Origin of the sequence: Klebsiella sp. 28 (genome assembly GCF_018223905.1) — a bacterium.
GTDB classification, from domain to species: domain Bacteria; phylum Pseudomonadota; class Gammaproteobacteria; order Enterobacterales; family Enterobacteriaceae; genus Klebsiella; species Klebsiella pneumoniae.
Map to the genome: position 1 here is coordinate 1 of NZ_JAGRQY010000032.1, position 18,614 is coordinate 18,614.

At 59.0% G+C, this 18,614-nt stretch carries 18 protein-coding genes; 9 read left to right on the plus strand and 9 right to left on the minus strand.

The window, feature by feature from the left end:
* The first annotated feature begins 138 nt into the window (after positions 1 to 138).
* Positions 139 to 1,191 (plus strand): phosphoporin PhoE, encoded by a 1,053-nt coding sequence (gene phoE, locus KHQ28_RS06295; RefSeq protein WP_004144576.1) that lies wholly within the window; start codon positions 139 to 141, stop codon positions 1,189 to 1,191.
* Between the two features lie 44 nt (positions 1,192 to 1,235).
* Here the strand turns inward: phoE and KHQ28_RS06300 are convergent, their stop codons facing one another.
* The gene (locus KHQ28_RS06300; RefSeq protein ID WP_004191825.1) at positions 1,236 to 1,802 is read right to left on the minus strand and encodes a C40 family peptidase; all 567 of its coding nucleotides are present in this window, start codon (positions 1,800 to 1,802) and stop codon (positions 1,236 to 1,238) included.
* Between the two features lie 412 nt (positions 1,803 to 2,214).
* On the opposite strand from KHQ28_RS06300, the gene KHQ28_RS06305 reads away from it, so the two are divergent.
* Positions 2,215 to 3,084 carry a DMT family transporter gene (locus KHQ28_RS06305; protein ID WP_032419365.1) on the plus strand — a complete coding sequence of 290 codons (870 nt, stop codon included), beginning with the start codon at positions 2,215 to 2,217 and terminating at the stop codon, positions 3,082 to 3,084.
* 95 nt (positions 3,085 to 3,179) lie between these two features.
* On the plus strand, positions 3,180 to 3,845 hold the full coding sequence (locus KHQ28_RS06310; protein ID WP_004177299.1) for an HAD family phosphatase: 666 nt from the start codon (positions 3,180 to 3,182) through the stop codon (positions 3,843 to 3,845).
* A gap of 428 nt (positions 3,846 to 4,273) precedes the next feature.
* Here the strand turns inward: KHQ28_RS06310 and phnE (KHQ28_RS06315) are convergent, their stop codons facing one another.
* From phnE (KHQ28_RS06315) to phnC, 4 genes are all read right to left on the minus strand, one after another.
* A complete protein-coding gene (gene phnE, locus KHQ28_RS06315; protein ID WP_023279252.1) occupies positions 4,274 to 5,158 on the minus strand; it encodes a phosphonate ABC transporter, permease protein PhnE in 885 nt (294 codons plus the stop codon).
* The gene (phnE, locus tag KHQ28_RS06320; RefSeq protein WP_002890001.1) at positions 5,155 to 6,027 is read right to left on the minus strand and encodes a phosphonate ABC transporter, permease protein PhnE; all 873 of its coding nucleotides are present in this window, start codon (positions 6,025 to 6,027) and stop codon (positions 5,155 to 5,157) included. Before phnE (KHQ28_RS06320) ends, phnE (KHQ28_RS06315) begins: the two co-directional genes overlap by 4 nt.
* A 66-nt stretch (positions 6,028 to 6,093) precedes the next feature.
* Positions 6,094 to 7,032: a phosphonate ABC transporter substrate-binding protein gene (gene phnD / locus KHQ28_RS06325; RefSeq protein ID WP_002890002.1), complete on the minus strand. Its 939-nt coding sequence runs from the start codon at positions 7,030 to 7,032 to the stop codon at positions 6,094 to 6,096.
* 22 nt (positions 7,033 to 7,054) lie between these two features.
* Positions 7,055 to 7,897 (minus strand): phosphonate ABC transporter ATP-binding protein, encoded by an 843-nt coding sequence (gene phnC / locus KHQ28_RS06330; protein WP_002890003.1) that lies wholly within the window; start codon positions 7,895 to 7,897, stop codon positions 7,055 to 7,057.
* 847 nt (positions 7,898 to 8,744) lie between these two features.
* Between phnC and KHQ28_RS06335 the strand changes: the two genes are divergently transcribed.
* The 6 genes from KHQ28_RS06335 to KHQ28_RS06360 all read left to right on the plus strand — a co-directional run bounded on the left by KHQ28_RS06335 (position 8,745) and on the right by KHQ28_RS06360 (position 15,539).
* On the plus strand, positions 8,745 to 9,287 hold the full coding sequence (locus KHQ28_RS06335) for a helix-turn-helix transcriptional regulator (protein WP_004144585.1): 543 nt from the start codon (positions 8,745 to 8,747) through the stop codon (positions 9,285 to 9,287).
* Between the two features lie 74 nt (positions 9,288 to 9,361).
* The gene (gene ecpA / locus KHQ28_RS06340; RefSeq protein WP_002890053.1) at positions 9,362 to 9,949 is read left to right on the plus strand and encodes a common pilus major fimbrillin subunit EcpA; all 588 of its coding nucleotides are present in this window, start codon (positions 9,362 to 9,364) and stop codon (positions 9,947 to 9,949) included.
* Between the two features lie 58 nt (positions 9,950 to 10,007).
* A complete protein-coding gene (locus KHQ28_RS06345; RefSeq protein WP_004144586.1) occupies positions 10,008 to 10,676 on the plus strand; it encodes a fimbrial chaperone EcpB in 669 nt (222 codons plus the stop codon).
* Between the two features lie 25 nt (positions 10,677 to 10,701).
* The gene (locus tag KHQ28_RS06350) at positions 10,702 to 13,227 is read left to right on the plus strand and encodes a fimbrial biogenesis outer membrane usher protein (RefSeq protein ID WP_023287288.1); all 2,526 of its coding nucleotides are present in this window, start codon (positions 10,702 to 10,704) and stop codon (positions 13,225 to 13,227) included.
* Positions 13,217 to 14,860 carry a fimbrial adhesin EcpD gene (ecpD, locus tag KHQ28_RS06355; RefSeq protein ID WP_002890060.1) on the plus strand — a complete coding sequence of 548 codons (1,644 nt, stop codon included), beginning with the start codon at positions 13,217 to 13,219 and terminating at the stop codon, positions 14,858 to 14,860. The genes KHQ28_RS06350 and ecpD overlap by 11 nt, the downstream gene beginning before the upstream one ends.
* Positions 14,829 to 15,539: a fimbria/pilus periplasmic chaperone gene (locus KHQ28_RS06360; protein WP_002890061.1), complete on the plus strand. Its 711-nt coding sequence runs from the start codon at positions 14,829 to 14,831 to the stop codon at positions 15,537 to 15,539. Before ecpD ends, KHQ28_RS06360 begins: the two co-directional genes overlap by 32 nt.
* A 3-nt stretch (positions 15,540 to 15,542) precedes the next feature.
* Here the strand turns inward: KHQ28_RS06360 and KHQ28_RS06365 are convergent, their stop codons facing one another.
* Genes KHQ28_RS06365 through KHQ28_RS06380 form a run of 4 tightly spaced genes read right to left on the minus strand, consistent with a single transcriptional unit; the run spans position 15,543 to position 18,600 of the window.
* Positions 15,543 to 16,232: an amino acid ABC transporter permease gene (locus KHQ28_RS06365; RefSeq protein WP_004178714.1), complete on the minus strand. Its 690-nt coding sequence runs from the start codon at positions 16,230 to 16,232 to the stop codon at positions 15,543 to 15,545.
* A complete protein-coding gene (locus KHQ28_RS06370; protein WP_004178715.1) occupies positions 16,222 to 16,974 on the minus strand; it encodes an amino acid ABC transporter permease in 753 nt (250 codons plus the stop codon). Before KHQ28_RS06370 ends, KHQ28_RS06365 begins: the two co-directional genes overlap by 11 nt.
* The gene (locus KHQ28_RS06375) at positions 16,971 to 17,789 is read right to left on the minus strand and encodes an amino acid ABC transporter ATP-binding protein (RefSeq protein ID WP_004151355.1); all 819 of its coding nucleotides are present in this window, start codon (positions 17,787 to 17,789) and stop codon (positions 16,971 to 16,973) included. The genes KHQ28_RS06370 and KHQ28_RS06375 overlap by 4 nt, the downstream gene beginning before the upstream one ends.
* 1 nt (position 17,790) lies before the next feature.
* Positions 17,791 to 18,600, minus strand: coding sequence for an ABC transporter substrate-binding protein (locus tag KHQ28_RS06380; RefSeq protein WP_032419364.1), 810 nt, complete (start codon positions 18,598 to 18,600; stop codon positions 17,791 to 17,793).
* Positions 18,601 to 18,614 lie beyond the last annotated feature (14 nt).

Consider the following 18,614-nt stretch of genomic DNA (forward strand, 5'->3'; position numbering starts at 1 on the left):
CATTTAAATACCCTTTTTTATAAAAAGTTCCATCTTGTCATAAATATTTAATATCCCGGCGTTAAAAAACCTCCAGTTTTTGATGGGCGAGCGCCCGCAATTGAATAGCGCGGATAAATAAATCACCAGGACTGAATAATGAAAAAGAGTACTCTGGCATTAATGATGATGGGCTTTGTGGCTTCAACAGCGACGCAGGCAGCGGAAGTTTATAATAAGAACGCGAACAAGCTGGATGTGTACGGCAAGATCAAAGCCATGCACTATTTCAGCGACTATGACAGCAAGGATGGCGATCAGACCTACGTGCGTTTCGGTATTAAAGGCGAAACGCAGATTAACGACGACCTGACCGGCTATGGCCGTTGGGAATCTGAATTCTCCGGTAACAAAACCGAGAGCGACTCCAGCCAGAAAACCCGTCTGGCGTTCGCCGGCGTGAAGCTGAAGAACTACGGCTCCTTCGATTACGGTCGTAACCTTGGCGCCCTGTACGACGTGGAAGCCTGGACCGATATGTTCCCGGAATTCGGCGGCGATTCCTCTGCCCAGACCGATAACTTTATGACCAAGCGCGCCAGCGGCCTGGCGACCTACCGCAACACCGACTTCTTCGGTCTGGTGGATGGCCTGGATCTGACCCTGCAGTACCAGGGTAAAAACGAAGGCCGTGAAGCGAAGAAACAGAACGGCGACGGCGTCGGCACCTCGTTAAGCTATGATTTCGGCGGCAGCGACTTCGCCGTCAGCGCAGCCTACACCAGCTCCGACCGTACCAACGATCAGAACCTGCTGGCCCGCGGCCAGGGTTCGAAAGCGGAAGCCTGGGCGACCGGCCTGAAATATGACGCCAACAATATCTACCTGGCGACCATGTACTCTGAAACCCGCAAGATGACCCCGATCAGCGGCGGCTTTGCCAACAAAGCGCAGAACTTTGAAGCGGTGGCGCAGTATCAGTTCGACTTCGGTCTGCGTCCGTCCCTCGGCTATGTGCTGTCGAAAGGGAAGGATATCGAAGGGGTGGGAAGTGAGGATCTGGTTAACTACATTGACGTGGGCCTGACCTACTACTTCAACAAAAACATGAACGCCTTCGTGGATTACAAAATCAACCAGCTGAAAAGCGATAACAAACTCGGCATCAACGATGACGACATCGTCGCGCTGGGTATGACCTACCAGTTCTGATTAACCGCAGAACCACCCGCCGCAGCCCTGGCTGCGGCTTTTTTTTAGCGGCGATTCTTCGCCAGATGCAGGGTGTCGCTGTTCATGGTGATCTGCGCGTTATACTCCTTCGGCAGACGACGCGCCTGATAGAACGCCGATTCCCAGTAAGGGTTGTCCAGCGAAGAGCGCATCACGCCCTGGCTGCTCGAGGCGTGAAGGAAATTATGATCGGTATCGTAAAAGCCAACGTGCATCCCGGCCCGGGTGCGGAAGAACACCAGATCGCCGGGACGTAAATCCCGCTTATTGACCCGCACGCCCATGTGCAGCAGCTCGCGGGTGGTGATCCGCTCCATCGGCAGGTTAAAGCGATCCTTCAGCGTGCGCCAGACGAAACCCGAGCAGTCGACGCCGCTTTGTTCAGTACCGCCCCATTCATAGGGGGTTCCCTGCCAGGTGTGCATCTGATCATGCAGGGCCGCCACCACCGGGATCAGATCGTCCGATCCGCTATCAATGGTCATATCCGCATGAGATTTTGTGTTCTTTGCCTGTTTCGGTGAGGAGGAGCATCCTGCCAACAACAAAAAAGGAATTAAAAAGAGAGCATGCGTCAGTTTTGGCTTCATATCGTTATTTTCGAAGTAGCAAGCAGACTGCTTTGTTTTATAGCCGATTAAAAACCACGGCTGAATAAGCCGAGGCCGCCTTTACGTTTATTTACGATTAAAAATAAACAACCTCGGGCTGGATCAGCCATAAAGGGCAGTTGTCACTCCGCAACGGTCTGTGCCAGGATGCTGACAGGAACATTTCACGAGGCATTCCATGACGCATTACGCCATCTCTAGCGAGACTTTGCCCGGCGCCGCTTTCGACGCGGGGTGGATGACGTCTGCGCCTCATCATCGCTTCGCCACGCTCTGCCCACCGCCTCCCCCTCCAGACCGGGTAGTTTTCGGCGCTTAACGCCGTCTTTAGCAGGCGCTTACCTGCCGGTATGACGCTTGATACCTTGTGTTTGACGTTCTGGAGCATGCTATGCACGTTCGCTATTCTCTGCTCGCCTCGCAGGCGGCAACGGCCCTTTTTGTGCTGCTGTGGGGCAGCGCGGCCATCTTCACCCGCTGGGGACTGGATAACGCCTCGCCGATGGCGCTGCTGGTCTTTCGTTTTCTGGTTGCCCTGGTCGCGCTGGCGCCGCTGGCTATCGTCCGTCGGCGCTGGCTGCCCGCGCCGGGCACCCGCCTGCAGACAGCTGTCACCGGTCTGATGCTGATTGGCGGCTATTCGGTCTGTTACTTCGAGGCGATGGCCAACGGCGTGACGCCGGGACTTATCGCCACCATCATGGGGATCCAGCCCATCCTTACGCTTTGCGTGGTGGAGCGCCGCCTGCAGGGGCGGCGGCTGTCAGGACTGCTGCTTGCCCTGGCGGGGCTGGTGCTATTGGTGTGGCGCAGCCTGGCGGCCTCGCCGATGGCGACGGTGGGGATCCTGTTTGCGCTGGCGGCGCTGCTGCTGATGACCTTTGGCGCGCTGTGGCAAAAGCGCAGCCGTCAGGCGCCGGCGGATGTCCTGCCGCTGCAGTATGCCGTTAGTCTGGGGCTGTGCCTGCTGATTGCCCCGGTCAGCGGCTTCCAGTTTACCGTTAACGCCGGGTTGATTATTCCGGTGCTGTTTCTCGGGCTGCTGATTTCGGTGGTCGCCCAGCTACTGCTGTACCGTCTGCTGAGCGCGGGAAATATCGTCAATGTCACCAGCCTTTTTTATCTGGTGCCAGCGATCACGGCGCTGCTGGATTATCTGCTGCTGGGCAACCGGCTGCCGGCGGCGGCGATGATCGGTATGATGGCGATCGTCGGCGGGATCGTGCTGGTGTTCCGCACCGCGAAGGTCCGCGCCGGCTGATGGCGAGCCGGGCGCTGCGGCGTCCGGTTCATTTTCCTGTCATCTTTTTTACGCATGCTCCCGGCAGCTTATTTTGACCAGTAAGGGAAAGTACCATGGGCAACACGCTGACGATTTTTGATCTCGATAACACCCTGATACAGGGCGATAGCAGTACGGTCTGGAGCCAGTTTATGGTTCGCGAAGGGCTGGCGACGCAGAAGGGGTATCTTGCCCGCGAGGCGCGGCTAATGGCGGATTATGACCGGGGAGAGATGAATATCGCCGATTATGTGGCCCTGATCCAGGCGCCGCTGGCCGGAATACCGAAGTCGGACGTTGACGCGCTGGTGGCCCGCTGCGTACGCGAGGCGATCCTGCCCCGGGTCTATCCGCAGGCGTGGGAGCTCATTCGTCGTCTGCGGGCCGAGGGAGAGCAGATGCTGATTATCTCCGCCTCGGTTAGCCTGCTGGTGCAGGCGGTGGCCGCCGCGCTGGAGATCGATCAGGCGCTGGGTATTGACGTGGCGATGGTCGACGGCGGCTACAGCGGTGAAATCACCGGGATCCCCAGCTATCAGCAGGGGAAGGTGGCGCGTCTGGCGCAGTGGCGCGAGGCGCATCCGCAGTATGACGGCGAGGTGACGTTCTATACCGATTCCATTAACGATCTGCCGCTGTGCCTGCATGCGGATCGCGTGCGGCTGGTCAATCCCTGTCCGCAGCTGCAGGCGGCCGGTGCCGGATACGGCTGGCCGGTGCTGAGCTGGCGGCTGGAATAGCGGAGCGGATAAATGCTTGCCGGGCCTACAGACAGTCGGAGCCGGACGAGTAGGCCGGGTAAGGCGCAGCCGCCATCCGGTATAAACGCAGCTCCGTGCCTGATGCCATCGCCCGGCGGCGCCGTTGCTTGCCGGGCCAACAGACAGTCGGAGCCGGACAAGTAGGCCGGGTAAGGCGCAGCCGCCACCCGGCATAAACGCAGCTCCGTGCCTGATGCCATCGCCCGGCGGCGCCGTTGCTTGCCGGGCCTACAGACAGTCGGAGCCGGACGAGTAGGCCGGATAAGGCGAAGCCGCCACCCGGCATAAACGCAGCTCCGTGCCTGATGCCATCGCCCGGCGGCGCCGTTGCTTGCCGGGCCTACAGACAGTCGGAGCCGGACGAGTAGGCCGGATAAGGCGAAGCCGCCATCCGGCGCAAATGTGCGCTAGCGTCCGCTCTGATACAGCGGCACCGCGGCGCCGCCGATATAACGACGGCGCAGCCAGGCGGAGAGGGTGTCCATGATCATTACCACCGCCACCAGCAGCAGGGTGATAAACATCACCACATCCCAGTTCCACAGACGCATATTCTCGGCATAGATAAGCCCGATACCGCCGGCGCCGACGAAGCCCAGCACCGCCGCGGAGCGGGTGTTGGATTCAATCTGATACAGGCTAAGCGCGAGGAAGGTCGGGAACGACTGGGTAAAAATGCCAAAGCGATGCTTTTGCAGGCCATTCGCGCCCACGGCGGTCAGCCCGCGCCCGGGAGATCGGTCCACGGCTTCGTGTCCTTCCGCGTACAGCCGTCCCAGCAGACCGGTGTCCTGCATGATGATCGCCAGCACCCCGGCCAGCGGCCCGAGGCCTACCGCGCGTACAAAAATCAACCCCCAGATAGCCATGTCGATCCCGCGCAGCACATCAAACAGGCGGCGCATCAGCAGGGCGAGGGTCCCCAGCACCACGCCGCGCATGATGTTGCGGGCGGCGAAGAAGGAGAGCAGCAGCGCCAGCACCGTGGCAGTCAGCGTCCCGGCGAAGACGATGGCCAGGGTGACGCCGATTTGCGTAAAGTAATAGCCGAACGGCCAGTTCCAGAAGTCGTGCCAGACGAACATCCGCGCCAGGTAGCGGCCAATCTGCTGCAGGCCGGTGGTCAGCTGCTCGCCGCTGATACCAAACTGCAGAAAAAACCAGACGTAATAGAGCAGGCAGGCTAGCGCCACCAGCCCGACGTAGAGCAGGTAGCGCCCCTGGACCTGATAGAGCTGCTTATGCTGCCGCCGGCTGGCGGCGAGATCCGGTTGCATGTGCCAGACGCTCATTTCTTACCCTCCAGTACCCACAGGCGCAGACGACCGGACAGCATGTCCAGCGCCGACACCACCAGAATGATCAGCAGCAGGGTGATGCTCACCTGATCGTAGCGGTCGAGTTTGATGTTGGTCATCAGCTCCTGGCCGATGCCGCCCGCGCCCACCAGCCCGAGAATGGTCGACGAGCGGAAGTTGATTTCAAGCCGCATAAAGCCGTAGGAGAGAAACAGCGGTTTCACTTGCGGCCAGAGGGCGAAGCGAATTTTCTGCAGCGGGGACGCGCCGCAGGCCGCCAGGCCGCGTACCGGTTTGTTTTGCGCGCTTTCCACCGCCTCGTAGAACAGTTTGGTCAGGCTGCCGACGGTATGCAGCATCAGCGCCAGAAAGCCCGGGATCGCGCCGATGCCGAACGCCATCACAAAGATCACCGCCCACGCCAGCTCGGGCATGGTGCGTAAAAACGCCACCAGCACGCGAATGGCAAAGCGCACCGGCGCCGGGGACCAGGCGTTATTGGCGGCGAGAAACGCGAAAACCGTGGCGATGGCGACCGCCACCAGGGTCGAGGCCAGCGCCAGCTGCAGGGTTTCCCAGATCAGCGGCAGCTGGATCGGCAGGCGATAGCCCCACCAGGCCAGCGACCCTTTGGTCTGCACATCGGCGAACAGGTTGCCGGCGCTCAGGGGCGGAATGGTCTCTGCCATATAGTCAAAGAAATGGGGCAGCGAGTGCCAGATAGTCAGCAGATTAAATTCCGCGGCGCTGCCGGCGGCAAAATAGAGCGCCAGCAGCAGCAGCGACCAGCAGACGGCATCGCGCTTTTGCCGCGAGCGTACCTGCTGGTAATAGCGTTCAAATTCGGTGTGGGTCGTCTTCATGCGTCGGGGATCTTCAACGTAGCGCCGCCGCTCACCACGGGGCAAGCAGGCGGCGTTGAGGCAGGATTAACGCGCGCTCACCAGCTCGCGTTTCATATCGATAATCTGCTGGAAGTCAGCCACGCTGCCCGGGCCGATGTGCTGAGTACCGCCCATCGCTTTGATAAAGCAGGCGTGATCCTCGGTGTCCAGCTTTTTCACTGCCGCCACGACCTTCGCCTTAAAGTCCGCCGGCAGCGCATTGCTCACCAGGATCGGGCCGTTCGGGATCAGCGGCGATTGCCAGATAATGCGGATCTGCTTCATCAGATCCGGATGATCCATGCGAATCAGGCGGTTGAACGCGCCGGTAGTGTAGCCGGTGTTGTAATCGCCAACCATCGAGGCCCACGTGACCGCGCCCGCGAACTGGCCATTCAGCACGCCGAGGATGTCCTGCTCATGGCCGCCGGAGAAGGTGACGCTGGAGAAGGTGTTGTTGTATTTGTTGTCGGCGTTACCGCCAAATTTTTCTTTAAACGCATGGTTAGGGATCAGATACCCGGAAGTGGAATCCGGATCGGCGAAGCCGAAGGCTTTGCCTTTCAAATCGTCCAGCGTTTTGTATGGGGAGTCGGCTTTGACGATCACCACTGAGTGATAGCCGCGAGACTGATCTTTGTCGTCCACGGCGATGCCGACGATATCCACCGCTTTCGGATTATTGAGATAAACCGAGGCGTAGGAGGAGGGGGACATGCTCAGCACCACGTCGACTTTGCCCCCCAGCAGGCCCTGGATCACTCCGGAATAGTCGGAAGAGTTGCGCAGTTTGGTATCCACGTTCAGCTCTTTATCGAGGAAGGCCTTCACGCACTGGTTATCGCCGATTTGCTGGGTGGCGTTCTGGCCGCCGAGAATGCCCAGATTGAGCTCTTTCGGCTGCGCCGCCGCTGCCTGCCATGCCATCATCATGCCCGCGACCATTGCGGATAAACGAACTGCGCCAGTCATATATTTTTTCATTATGTTGCCCGTGTGAGTGAAATTAATGCAATTGGCTAACTTCATCGCCGTACAGCCGCTGCAGCACATCCTGCGTCAGCCGGGAGGGGTGATCGTCAAAAATAAGCTGGCCGCTGGCGACGCCGATAACCCGGGTGCAGTAGGCCCTGACCAGCTCCACCGAATGCAGGTTTACCATCACGCTGATACCCTGCTCGCTAATCTCGCGCAGCACATCCATGATGCGCTGAGTGTTTTTCGGATCCAGCGAGGCGACAGGCTCGTCGGCCAGCAGGATCCCGGGGTTTTGCATCAGCGCCCGGCAGATCGCCACCCGCTGCATCTGCCCGCCGGAGAGGTTCTCCGCCCGCTGCAGCGCGTGCGGCAGCATGTTCATCCACTCAAGCAGCGCAATGGCGCGCGCCCGGTCGGCTGCGGGAAAGATTTTAAACAGCGATTTCAGGGTTGAAGTCTGGCTGAGGCGGCCCAGCAGGACGTTGGTGAGCACGTCGAGGCGCGGCACCAGGCAGAAGTCCTGAAAAATCATTCCGCAGTGGCTACGCCAGGCATTGAGCGCGCGGCCTTTCAGCTGTGAGACATCGTGCGGGGTACCGACTTCCGGGTAGCTAAGAATTTCTCCGCCGCTGGCGCTGTGGGTGCCGTTGAGGACATGCAGGAGCGTCGATTTACCGGCGCCGGAGCGGCCAATGACCCCGACCATTTCCCCGGCGTGCAGATCAAAGCTGATGCCGTCCAGCACCTTGTGCTGGGCTTGATAAGCTTTACTCAGATTACGCACGCTTAAGACCTTCCGCTGCCGGCCGGCAGCGGGATCGGTGAACGGCTGGAAATCAGTTTCGGCCACCGCGGCAAGAGAGCTGTTCATAAGAGTGTCCAGGTTCGTCATTAACTGGCCACTATTAATAGGTCTTTATATGAAATTTCGATGACGGTATTGCGAACAAAGCGTGAACTGGCGTGAAAGAGCGACGGCCAGCGGCTCAACGCGTGCGGCATGCTGGCGGCTGGCGAAGCGCCGAAAAGCCGCTATGCTTTGGAGGACGCGGGGACAGACCGGTTCGTAGGCGTAGACAGCCTTCGGCAATCTTCGCTTAATCTTGATGAAGAAGACTGTTTAATCGAATAGATAATGCGTCTGCCTTTGTTTAGCATTCAACATCCCGCATGTATTAACATATACATAACTATTTTGTGCGGCAGGTTAATCTATTCATGAGTCTTATGTGTTGGTGAATCATCCTGGTTTTTCTTTATTTGTAGATTTATATCCTTTCTTTTGTGCTAAATCCGGTTTATTTGATAAGCCATTCAAGAGTTCCATTAAGAATATTCCTAACATAATAGGGCGAAGATCCTTGATAATATAAAGCGCAGATAAGAATTGACGGTTATATTACCAATAACCTTATGAAAATAAATGTCTTTTTCTGGCGCTCAAAAATTTGATATTTTCAGTTTTTGTAAATATTGACCTGGACGCGAAATTCATTGCCTTTCCGCATGTTGACACTCCATAGGAAAAAACTTAAATTCAACGCCAAGCAGAAAATAATTATAGTTTAATCCCCGCTTATCCAATATTGATAAGTAATGCGTGTCTTATTTAATGGCGATTTATTAAAGGAAACGAATACGCCAGTAAACTTTATAGGCCTGGCAAGCAGTGACGTTGTAAAAATGATTACTTCAAGGACTATGAGGTTAAAAACTATATGGAATATAAAAGCTGTTCCGATAAGTATATTTGGTCTGCCGATGACTCCTATTTCTATAAAGGACTGTCCGAACTGATTGTAGACATCGACGAATTAATTTATCTCTCACTGGAGAAAATCAGAAAAGATTTTGTGTTTATCAATCTCAATACGGCTTCATTAAACGAATTTATCAGGCGTGACAGCGAATGGCTATCCGCGGTAAAGGGGAAACAGGTCGTATTGATTGCGGCCAGGAAATCAGAGGCCTTAGCGAACTACTGGTATTACAATAGCGATATTCGCGGGGTGGTATATGTTGGTCTGAGTCGCGATATTCGAAAAGAACTGGCCTATGTAATTAATGGCAGGTTTCTCCGCAAAGATATTAAGAAAGATAAAATTACAGATCGGGAAATGAAAATTATCCGCATGACCGCCCAGGGCATGCAGCCGAAATCGATCGCCAGAATTGAAAATTGTAGCGTGAAGACAGTGTATACCCATCGGCGTAATGCTGAGGCCAAACTGTATTCCAAAATATATAAGTTAGTTCAGTAACACCCAGGCAATTCTGTTTTTTAAATGGTTCACCGGGACATCATGTCCTTAATTCAACTCAGGATGAAAAAGCGATGAAAAAAAAGGTTCTGGCAATAGCTCTGGTAACGGCGTTTACCGGTATGGGCGTGGCGCAGGCTGCTGACGTAACGGCTCAGGCTGTAGCGACCTGGTCTGCGACCGCTAAAAAAGACACCACCAGCAAGCTGGTTGTGACCCCGCTCGGCAGCCTGGCGTTCCAGTACGCCGAAGGCATTAAAGGCTTTAACTCGCAGAAAGGTCTGTTTGACGTGGCGATTGAGGGGGACACAACGGCGACCGCCTTTAAGCTGACCTCGCGTCTTATCACCAACACCTTAACCCAGCTGGATACCTCCGGCTCCACGCTGAGCGTGGGCGTGGATTATAACGGCGCCGCGGTGGAAAAAACTGGCGATACCGTGATGATCGATACCGCCAACAATATTATGGGCGGCAACCTCAGCGCGCTGGCTAATGGCTACAACGCCAGCGGCCGTACCACAGCGCAGGATGGTTTCACTTTCTCCATCATCAGCGGCACCACCAACGGCACCACCGCCGTGACCGATTACAGCACTCTGCCGGAAGGGATCTGGAGCGGCGACGTCAGCGTACAGTTCGACGCCACCTGGACCAGCTGATCCTTCTGATGCACCAGCAGGGGGATCCCCCCCTGCTTTTTTCACGGACGGAATTGTTATGAAAAAGCACCTTCTGGCCCTCGGGCTGCTGCTTGCCGGGGTGTCGCCGGCGCAGGCGCTGGATGTCGGCGATATTTCATCCTTTATGAACAGCGGCAGCAGCACGCTGAGCAAAACGATCAAGAACAGCACAGACAGCGGTCGACTGATCAATATCCATCTCGAACGGCTCTCTTCCCCGCTGGACGGCGGGCAGGTTATCCCGATGGACAAACCGGATGAGGTATTGCTCACTCCCGCCAGCCTGCTGCTACCCGCCCAGGCCAGCGATGTGATCCGCTTCTTCTACAAAGGCCCGGCGGATGACAAAGAGCGCTACTACCGCATTGTCTGGTTCGATCAGGCGCTCAGCGATGCCCAACGCGATAACGCCAACCGCAGCGCGGTGGCCACTGCTTCCGCCCGCATCGGCACCATCCTGGTGGTGGCGCCCCGGCAGGTGAACTATCGCTTTCAGTACGCCAACGGCTCTCTGACCAACACCGGGAATGCGACGCTGCGGATCCTCGCCTACGGCCCCTGCCTGAAGGCCGCCGATGGTAAGGAATGTAAAGAGAATTACTACCTGATGCCGGGTAAATCGCGCCGTTTTACGCGCGTGGACACGGCGGATAAAAAAGGACGGGTGGCGCTTTGGCAGGGTGAGCAGTTTGTTCCCGTGAAATAGACAGCTGTGTAGATGGATAACGACGATGCCTCAACGATGGATTACCCCAGGACTGAAAACGCGGCTTGCCTTCGGCATGATCTTTTTGTTCGTTCAGCCCGACGTCAGCGCTGCCGCCGCAGGCGCGCAGCAGATTGGCGGGGTGATTATTCCGCAGGCCTTCAGCCAGGCGCTGCAGGACGGCATGAGCGTCCCGCTCTATATTCATCTCGCCGGCAGCCAGAGCACCCGGGACGATCAGCGGATCGGCAGCGCCTTTATCTGGCTGGACGGCGGCCAGCTGCGCGTTCGACAGATCCAGCTGGAGGAGAGCGAAGGTAACGCCAGCGTCAGCGAACAGACCCGCCAGCAGCTGATTGGCCTGGCCAACGCCCCGTTCAGCGAGGCGCTCACCATTCCCCTGACCGACAGCGCACAGCTGGATCTCAGCCTGCGCCAGCTGCTGCTGCAGCTGGTGGTCAAGCGCGAGGCGCTGGGCACCGTCCTGCGCTCGCGCAGCGAAGATATCGGTCAGTCCAGCGTTAACGCTCTCAGCAGCAACCTGAGCTATAACCTCGGCGTCTATAACAACCAGATGCGTAACGGCGGGAGCAACACCTCCAGCTACCTGTCGCTGAACAACGTCACGGCGCTGCGGGAGCATCACGTGGTGCTCGACGGCTCGCTATACGGCATCGGCAGCGGTCAGCAGGACAGTGAATTATATAAGGCCATGTATGAGCGCGATTTCGCCGGCCACCGCTTTGCCGGCGGGATGCTTGACACCTGGAACCTGCAGTCCCTGGGACCGATGACCGCTATTTCGGCCGGTAAGATTTACGGCCTTTCCTGGGGGAACCAGGCCAGCTCTACCGTCTTCGACAACAGCCAGTCCGCCACGCCGGTAATCGCCTTTCTGCCGGCGGCGGGCGAGGTGCATCTCACCCGTGACGGTCGGTTGCTGAGCGTCCAGAACTTCGCTATGGGCAACCATGAAGTGGATACCCGCGGCCTGCCGTACGGTATTTACGACGTGGAAGTGGAGGTGATCGTCAATGGTCGGGTGGTCAGCAAACGCACCCAGCGGGTCAATAAGCTGTTCAGCCGGGGACGCGGCGCCGGCGCGCCGCTGGCGTGGCAGGTATGGGGCGGCAGTTTTCATATGGATCGCTGGTCAGAGAGCGGGAAAAAGACCCGGCCGGCGAAAGAGAGCTGGCTGGCAGGCCTTTCGGCCTCCGGGTCGCTCAGCACCCTGAGCTGGGCGGCTACGGGCTATGGCTACGACAACCAGGCGGTGGGGGAAACCCGCCTGACGCTACCGCTGGGCGAGTCGATCAACGTTAACCTGCAAAACATGCTGGCCAGCGACAGCTCGTGGAGCAGCGTCGGCAGCATCAGCGCCACGTTGCCCGGGGGATTCAGTTCAGTGTGGGTTAACCAGGAGAGAACCCGCATTGGCGATCAATTGCGGCGCAGCGATGCCGACAACCGGGCGATCGGCGGCACCCTCAACCTGAACGCGCTGTGGTCGAAGCTGGGGACGTTCAGCGTCAGCTACAACGATGACCGTCGCTACAACAGCCATTACTACACCGCGGATTACTATCAGACGGTCTACAGCGGCGCCTTTGGCTCGCTCGGCCTGCGGGCGGGGATCCAGCGCTATAACAATGGCGACAGCAGCGCCAACACCGGGAAATATATCGCCCTCGATCTGTCGCTGCCGCTGGGCAACTGGTTCAGCGCCGGGATGACCCATCAGAACGGCTACACCATGGCTAACCTCTCAGCGCGCAAGCAGTTTGATGAAGGCACTATTCGCACCATCGGCGCCAATCTGTCGCGGGCCATCTCCGGCGATACCGGGGATGACAAAACCCTCAGCGGCGGCGCGTATGCCCAGTTCGACGCCCGCTACGCCAGCGGCACGCTGAACGTCAACAGCGCGGCGGACGGCTACGTCAACACCAACCTCACCGCCAGCGGCAGCGTCGGCTGGCAGGGCAAAAACATCGCCGCCAGCGGACGAACCGACGGTAACGCCGGGGTGATCTTCAACACCGGGCTGGAGGACGATGGTCAGATTAGCGCCAGGGTTAACGGGCGGATCTTCCCGCTCAGCGGCAAGCGTAACTACCTGCCGCTCTCTCCCTATGGTCGCTATGAGGTGGAGCTGCAGAACAGCAAAAACTCGCTCGACAGCTACGACATCGTCAGCGGGCGCAAGAGTCATCTGACCCTTTATCCGGGCAACGTCGCGGTGATTGAGCCAGAGGTGAAGCAGATGGTCACCGTCTCCGGCCGTATTCGTGCAGAAGACGGCACGCTGCTGGCGAATGCGCGGATTAACAACCATATCGGCCGTACCCGCACCGATGAAAACGGCGAGTTTGTCATGGACGTGGATAAGAAATACCCCACTATCGATTTCAGCTACGGCGGCAATAAAACCTGCGAAGTGGCGCTGGAGCTCAGCCAGGCGCGCGGCGCCGTCTGGGTCGGGGATGTGGTCTGCAGCGGCCTCTCGTCGTGGGCGGCGGTGCAGCAGTCAGGAGAAGAGAATGAAAGTTAATGCACTGATGGCGCTGGCGATCCTCGCGCTGCTCTGGCCGGCAGCCGCGCTCAGGGCGGCGGTGACCAAGACCACCTGGTCGGATGCGCCGGCGCGCGAGTTTGTGTTTGTGGAAAACAACTCCGACGACAACTTTTTCGTCACCCCCGGCGGGGCGCTGGATCCGCGTATGACCGGCGCTAACCGCTGGACCGGCTTAAAATACACCGGCTCCGGGACCATCTATCAGCAGAGTCTCGGCTATATCGATAATGGCTACAACACCGGGCTCAATGCCAACTGGAAGTTTGATATGTGGCTGGAAAACTCACCGGTTTCACACCCCTTAACCGGCCTGCGCTGCATCAACTGGTACGCCGGGTGCGATATGGCTACCAGCCTGATCCTGCCGCAGACCACCGACGCCAGCGGGTTTTACGGCGCGACGGTGACCAGCGGCGGCGCGAAGTGGATGCACGGCATGATGTCAGACGCCTTCTATCAATATCTGCAGCAGATGCCGGTCGGCGGCAGCTTTACGATGACCATCAATGCCTGTCAGACCTCGGTGAACTACGATGCCAGCAGCGGCGCGCGCTGTAAGGATCAGGCCTCCGGTAACTGGTATGTGCGCAACGTCACCCACACCAAAGCCGCGAACCTGCGGTTGATTAATACCCACTCGCTGGCGGAGGTGTTTATCAACAGCGATGGCGTGCCGACCCTCGGGGAAGGGAACGCCGACTGCCGGACGCAGACCATCGGCAGCCGCTCAGGATTAAGCTGTAAGATGGTCAACTATACCTTGCAGACCAACGGCTTAAGCAACACCTCGATCCATATTTTCCCGGCGATCGCCAACTCGTCGCTGGCCTCGGCCGTCGGGGCGTACGATATGCAGTTCAGCCTCAACGGCAGCTCCTGGAAGCCGGTGAGCAATACCGCCTATTACTACACCTTCAACGAGATGAAGAGCTCGGACTCGATCTATGTTTTCTTCTCCAGCAACTTCTTTAAACAGATGGTGAACCTCGGGATCAGCGATATCAACACCAAGGATCTGTTCAACTTTCGCTTTCAGAACACCACCTCGCCGGAGTCAGGCTGGTATGAGTTTTCCACCTCCAACACGCTGATTATCAAGCCTCGTGATTTCAGCATCAGCATTATCTCCGACGAATATACCTCGGCGCCGTCGCGCGAGGGGTATGTCGGCAGCGGCGAACCGGCGCTCGATTTCGGCTACATCGTCACCACCAGCGGTAAAACGGCCGCCGATGAAGTGCTGATCAAGGTGACCGGACCGGCGCAGGTGATTGGCGGGCGTTCCTACTGTCTCTTCAGCTCCGATGACGGTACGGCGAAAGTGCCGTTCCCGGCGACGCTCTCTTTTATCACCCGCAGCGGCACGACGCAGACCTACGATGCCGGGTGCGATGACAGCTGGCGGGATATGACCGATGCGCTGTGGCTGACCACGCCGTGGACCGATATCTCCGGCGAAGTGGGGCAGATGGATAAGACCACGGTGAAATTTTCGATTCCGATGGATAACGCCATTTCGCTGCGGACGGTAGACGATAACGGCTGGTTTGGCGAAGTCAGCGCTTCAGGAGAGATTCATGTCCAGGCGACGTGGCGCAACATTAACTAAGGCCCTGCTGACGGTGGGCTGCCTGCTGGCAGCGCCGCTGGCGCAGGCGATCTCGGTCGGTAACCTGACCTTTTCCCTGCCTGCCGAAGCGGATTTCGCCAGCAAACGGGTGGTCAACAACAATAAAAGCGCGCGGCTGTACCGCATCGCCGTCAGCGCCATCGATCGCCCGGGCGGCAGCGAAGTCCGCTCCCGGCCGGTGGATGGCGAACTGCTGTTCGCCCCCCGCCAGCTGGTGCTGCAGGCAGGTGAGAGCGAGTATTTTAAATTTTACTATCATGGGCCGCGGGATAACCGCGAGCGCTACTATCGGGTCTCGTTTCGCGAAATCCCCACCCGCAACCTGACGAGGCGCAGCCCGACCGGCGGCGAGGTCAGCATGGAGCCGGTGGTGGTGATGGATACCATTCTGGTGGTGCGCCCGCGCGAAGTGCAGTTTAAATGGTCTTTCGATAAGGTGGCCGGGACGGTGAGCAACACCGGCAATACCTGGTTTAAGCTGCTGATTAAGCCCGGATGCGATTCGACCGAAGAGGAGGGGGACGCGTGGTATCTGCGTCCCGGGGACGTGGTTCGCCAGCCGGCGCTGCGCCAGCCGGGGAACCACTATCTGGTCTATAACGACAAATTTATTAAGATCAGCGATACCTGTCCGCTGAAGCCCCGTCCCGCGGAGTGAGCCTTATCTGGTGGTCGCTCGGCGGGTAAAGCGCCGGCTGGCCAGCAGGCTCAGACCGCAGCACAGCAGGTAGTACACCGCGCCGGTGAAGACGAAGATCGCCAGGGGATAGATCTGCACCCGGTTGTTGACCTGGCCGGCCACGGTGGTCAGCTCCGGGACGTTGACGATAAACGCCAGCGAAGTGTCCTTCAGCAGGCCGATAAAGATCCCCACCAGCGACGGCTGAACGTTGCGCAGCGCCTGCGGGAGCAGCACCAGGCGCAGCGTTTGCCCGGGAGCGAACCCCTGGGTCAGCGCCGCCTCATACTGTCCTTTCGGCAGCGACTGCAGCCCGGCCAGCACCGAGTGCATCACCGAGGCGGCGGTAAACCACGCCAGCGCCAGGGTCACGGTCACCGCGCCGGGCAGATCGCCGCCGGTCAGCATCGGCAGCAGATACCACAGCCAGAAGATGACAAATATCAGCGGGATGCCGCGGATAATTTCCGCCCACAGAAACAGCAGACGCCGCACCAGCCCGCCGTAGCGCCAGGCCAGGCCCGCCAGCGCAATGCCTCCCGGCAGCGCCAGCAGGGTGGCGCCGATGGCCATCAGCAGGGTCAGCGCCACGCCGCCGGGCTGGCCCTCCGCCAGTCGGCCCCACAGCAGGTAATCGAGGTTATCGGCGATCACCGCCAGATTAGCGTTCATGTCGGGCGCTCCGTTGCAGTTTTCTTCCCGGGCCGAGACGCGTGAGCGCCACGCCCATCGCCACCCCCAGCGCCAGGTACAGCGCGGTGCCGACGGCAAACGCCTCCAGGGCGTGCGCGTTATAGCTCTCAATCTGCCGCACCTGATAGGTCAGTTCCGCAAAGCCGATGCCGCTGGCCAGCGATGAGAGTTTCATCAGGTTAAGATACTGGCCGACAATCGGCTGCCAGGCGTTGGCCAGCCCCTGCGGCAGGAGGATAAAGCGCAGCTCCTGCCACGGCGTAAAGCCCTGCGACAGCGCGGCTTCCCGCTGCCCGTGGCTGACGGCGCGCAGTCCGGAGGCGATCTCTTCCACCAGAAAGGCGGAGGTAAAGACCCCCAGCCCCCACATTGAGCAGAGGAACTCCGGCGTCAGCCACCAGACGTTGCCCGGCAGAATGGACCAGGCGTGTTCGTCGTTCACCACCTCCTTCACCGCCAGCGGCAGCAGGTTCCAGGCGGCAAAGTACCAGAACAGCAGCTGGACCAGCAGCGGGGTATTGCGAAACAACGAGACCCACGCGGCCACCAGTCCGCGCCCCGCGCGTCCGCCGCCGAGGCGCAGGGCCAGCAGCAGGACCGCCAGCAGGGTGGCGAGCAGGATCCCGGCGACGCTGACCCAGACGGTGGTGAGAAAACCAGAGATAATCCATTGCAACGGCTGCCCGCTCAGGACGCCGTGCCAGTCAAGCATCGGCGTCACTCGAGGCTCTCCTGGTGCAGCGGATCCAGCACCTTCTGCAGAAAACGCCGCGCGCGGGCATGCTGCGGATGGGCGAAAAACTCAGCCGGCGGGGCGACTTCGAGGATGTCGCCGCCGTCGATAAACACCACCCGGTCGGCAATTTCGCGGGCAAACTGCATCTCGTGGGTCACCACCAGCATGGTGATCCCGCTGTGGGCGAGGGTTTTCATCACCTGCAGCACTTCGCCGATCATCTCCGGGTCGAGCGCCGAGGTGGGCTCATCGAACAGGATAATCTGCGGCGAGGAGGCCAGGGCGCGGGCGATGGCCACCCGCTGCTGCTGGCCGCCAGAGAGCTGCGCCGGCATCTGCTGCGCTTTTTCTTCCAGTCCGACCTGACGCAGCAGCGCCAGCGCCCGCGCCTGAGCCGCGCTTTTTTCCCAGCCATGAACGCGCTCCAGCGCCAGAGTGATGTTCTCCTGCGCCGTCAGGTGGGCATAAAGGTTGAACTGCTGGAAGACAAAGCCGACGCGGCTGCGCAGCTGGCGCAAGGCGCTGCCGCTCAGCCGGCTGGTCGGTTTGCCGTCGATCAGGATCTCGCCGCCGCTTAAGGATTCGAGCTGGTTGATCAAGCGGATCAGCGTCGATTTTCCCGATCCGGAAGGGCCGAGGATCGCCACTACTTCGCCGGGCTCGACCTGTAGGTTGATGGCGTTAAGTACCTGATGATCGCCGTAGCGCTTGGCCACATCACGGAACGTAATGCTGGCGCGCTGCAGACGTGAAAAATCCGCGGCCGGAGCCGCGGAGTGGGAGAGTAAACCCGAGAACATATTATTTCGCTTCTATGGTAAAGGCGCGCGGCTGCGGCGTTTTGGTGGCAGGGCCAAACCAGACATCGTAAATTTTCGCGGCTTCGCCGGTTTTCTCCAGCTTCACCAGCTCATCGTTGACGGCCTTCAGCAGGGCCGGTTCGCCTTTCTTCACGCCCACGCCAATCTCTTCTTTGCTGAGCAGGTCGGGCAGAATTTTAAACTTGGCTTTATCCGGCGCTTCCGCCAGCAGACCGGCGAGGATGGTGCTGTCCTGAGTGATGGCCTGGACGTTGCCGTTGCGCAGGGCGGTCAGGGCCAGCGGAATATCGTCATAGGAGAGGACGCGAGCCTGCGGGAAACGCTGGTGCAGGGCCTGTTCGCCGGTGGTGCCTTTCACCGCGCCGATGCGCGCTTTGCTGTACTCATCGAGCTTATCCGGAGAGCCGGCCGGCACGAGGAACTGCTGGCCGGTGACGAAATACGGCGTTGAGAAATCAATAACCTGGGCCCGCTCCGGGGTGATGGTAATGTCGGCGACGATCAGGTCGGCTTTGCCGGACTGCAGCAGCGGAATACGGTTGGCCGGGTTGGTGGCCACCAGCTCGAGTTTGACGCCGAGCGCTTTCGCCAGCGCCTGGGCAAAGTCAACGTCGTAGCCGACGATATGGTGGGTTTTGGCGTCCACGGAGCCGAACGGCGGGTTGGCGTCGAAGGTGGCGATTTTTACGACGCCGGCGGCTTTGATGTCAGCCAGCTGGTCCGCCTGTGCCTGCGAGGCGAGCAGCAGCATACCCAGCGCCAGTGCGATTTTTGTGGTTTTATTGCGCATAGTTTTTCCCCTGA

Bases quoted from the DNA above. Each gene is read 5' to 3' on its own strand.
- ecpA (WP_002890053.1), top strand. From the start codon at position 9,362: ATGAAAAAAAAGGTTCTGGCAATAGCTCTGGTAACGGCGTTTACCGGT.
- KHQ28_RS06360 (WP_002890061.1), top strand. From the start codon at position 14,829: ATGTCCAGGCGACGTGGCGCAACATTAACTAAGGCCCTGCTGACGGTG.
- phnD (WP_002890002.1), bottom strand. From the start codon at position 7,032: ATGAAAAAATATATGACTGGCGCAGTTCGTTTATCCGCAATGGTCGCG.
- KHQ28_RS06310 (WP_004177299.1), top strand. From the start codon at position 3,180: ATGGGCAACACGCTGACGATTTTTGATCTCGATAACACCCTGATACAG.
- KHQ28_RS06305 (WP_032419365.1), top strand. From the start codon at position 2,215: ATGCACGTTCGCTATTCTCTGCTCGCCTCGCAGGCGGCAACGGCCCTT.
- KHQ28_RS06345 (WP_004144586.1), top strand. From the start codon at position 10,008: ATGAAAAAGCACCTTCTGGCCCTCGGGCTGCTGCTTGCCGGGGTGTCG.
- KHQ28_RS06375 (WP_004151355.1), bottom strand. From the start codon at position 17,789: ATGTTCTCGGGTTTACTCTCCCACTCCGCGGCTCCGGCCGCGGATTTT.
- KHQ28_RS06335 (WP_004144585.1), top strand. From the start codon at position 8,745: ATGGAATATAAAAGCTGTTCCGATAAGTATATTTGGTCTGCCGATGAC.
- phnC (WP_002890003.1), bottom strand. From the start codon at position 7,897: ATGAACAGCTCTCTTGCCGCGGTGGCCGAAACTGATTTCCAGCCGTTC.
- KHQ28_RS06300 (WP_004191825.1), bottom strand. From the start codon at position 1,802: ATGAAGCCAAAACTGACGCATGCTCTCTTTTTAATTCCTTTTTTGTTG.
- KHQ28_RS06365 (WP_004178714.1), bottom strand. From the start codon at position 16,232: ATGAACGCTAATCTGGCGGTGATCGCCGATAACCTCGATTACCTGCTG.
- phoE (WP_004144576.1), top strand. From the start codon at position 139: ATGAAAAAGAGTACTCTGGCATTAATGATGATGGGCTTTGTGGCTTCA.
- phnE (WP_002890001.1), bottom strand. From the start codon at position 6,027: ATGAAGACGACCCACACCGAATTTGAACGCTATTACCAGCAGGTACGC.
- phnE (WP_023279252.1), bottom strand. From the start codon at position 5,158: ATGAGCGTCTGGCACATGCAACCGGATCTCGCCGCCAGCCGGCGGCAG.
- ecpD (WP_002890060.1), top strand. From the start codon at position 13,217: ATGAAAGTTAATGCACTGATGGCGCTGGCGATCCTCGCGCTGCTCTGG.
- KHQ28_RS06380 (WP_032419364.1), bottom strand. From the start codon at position 18,600: ATGCGCAATAAAACCACAAAAATCGCACTGGCGCTGGGTATGCTGCTG.
- KHQ28_RS06350 (WP_023287288.1), top strand. From the start codon at position 10,702: ATGCCTCAACGATGGATTACCCCAGGACTGAAAACGCGGCTTGCCTTC.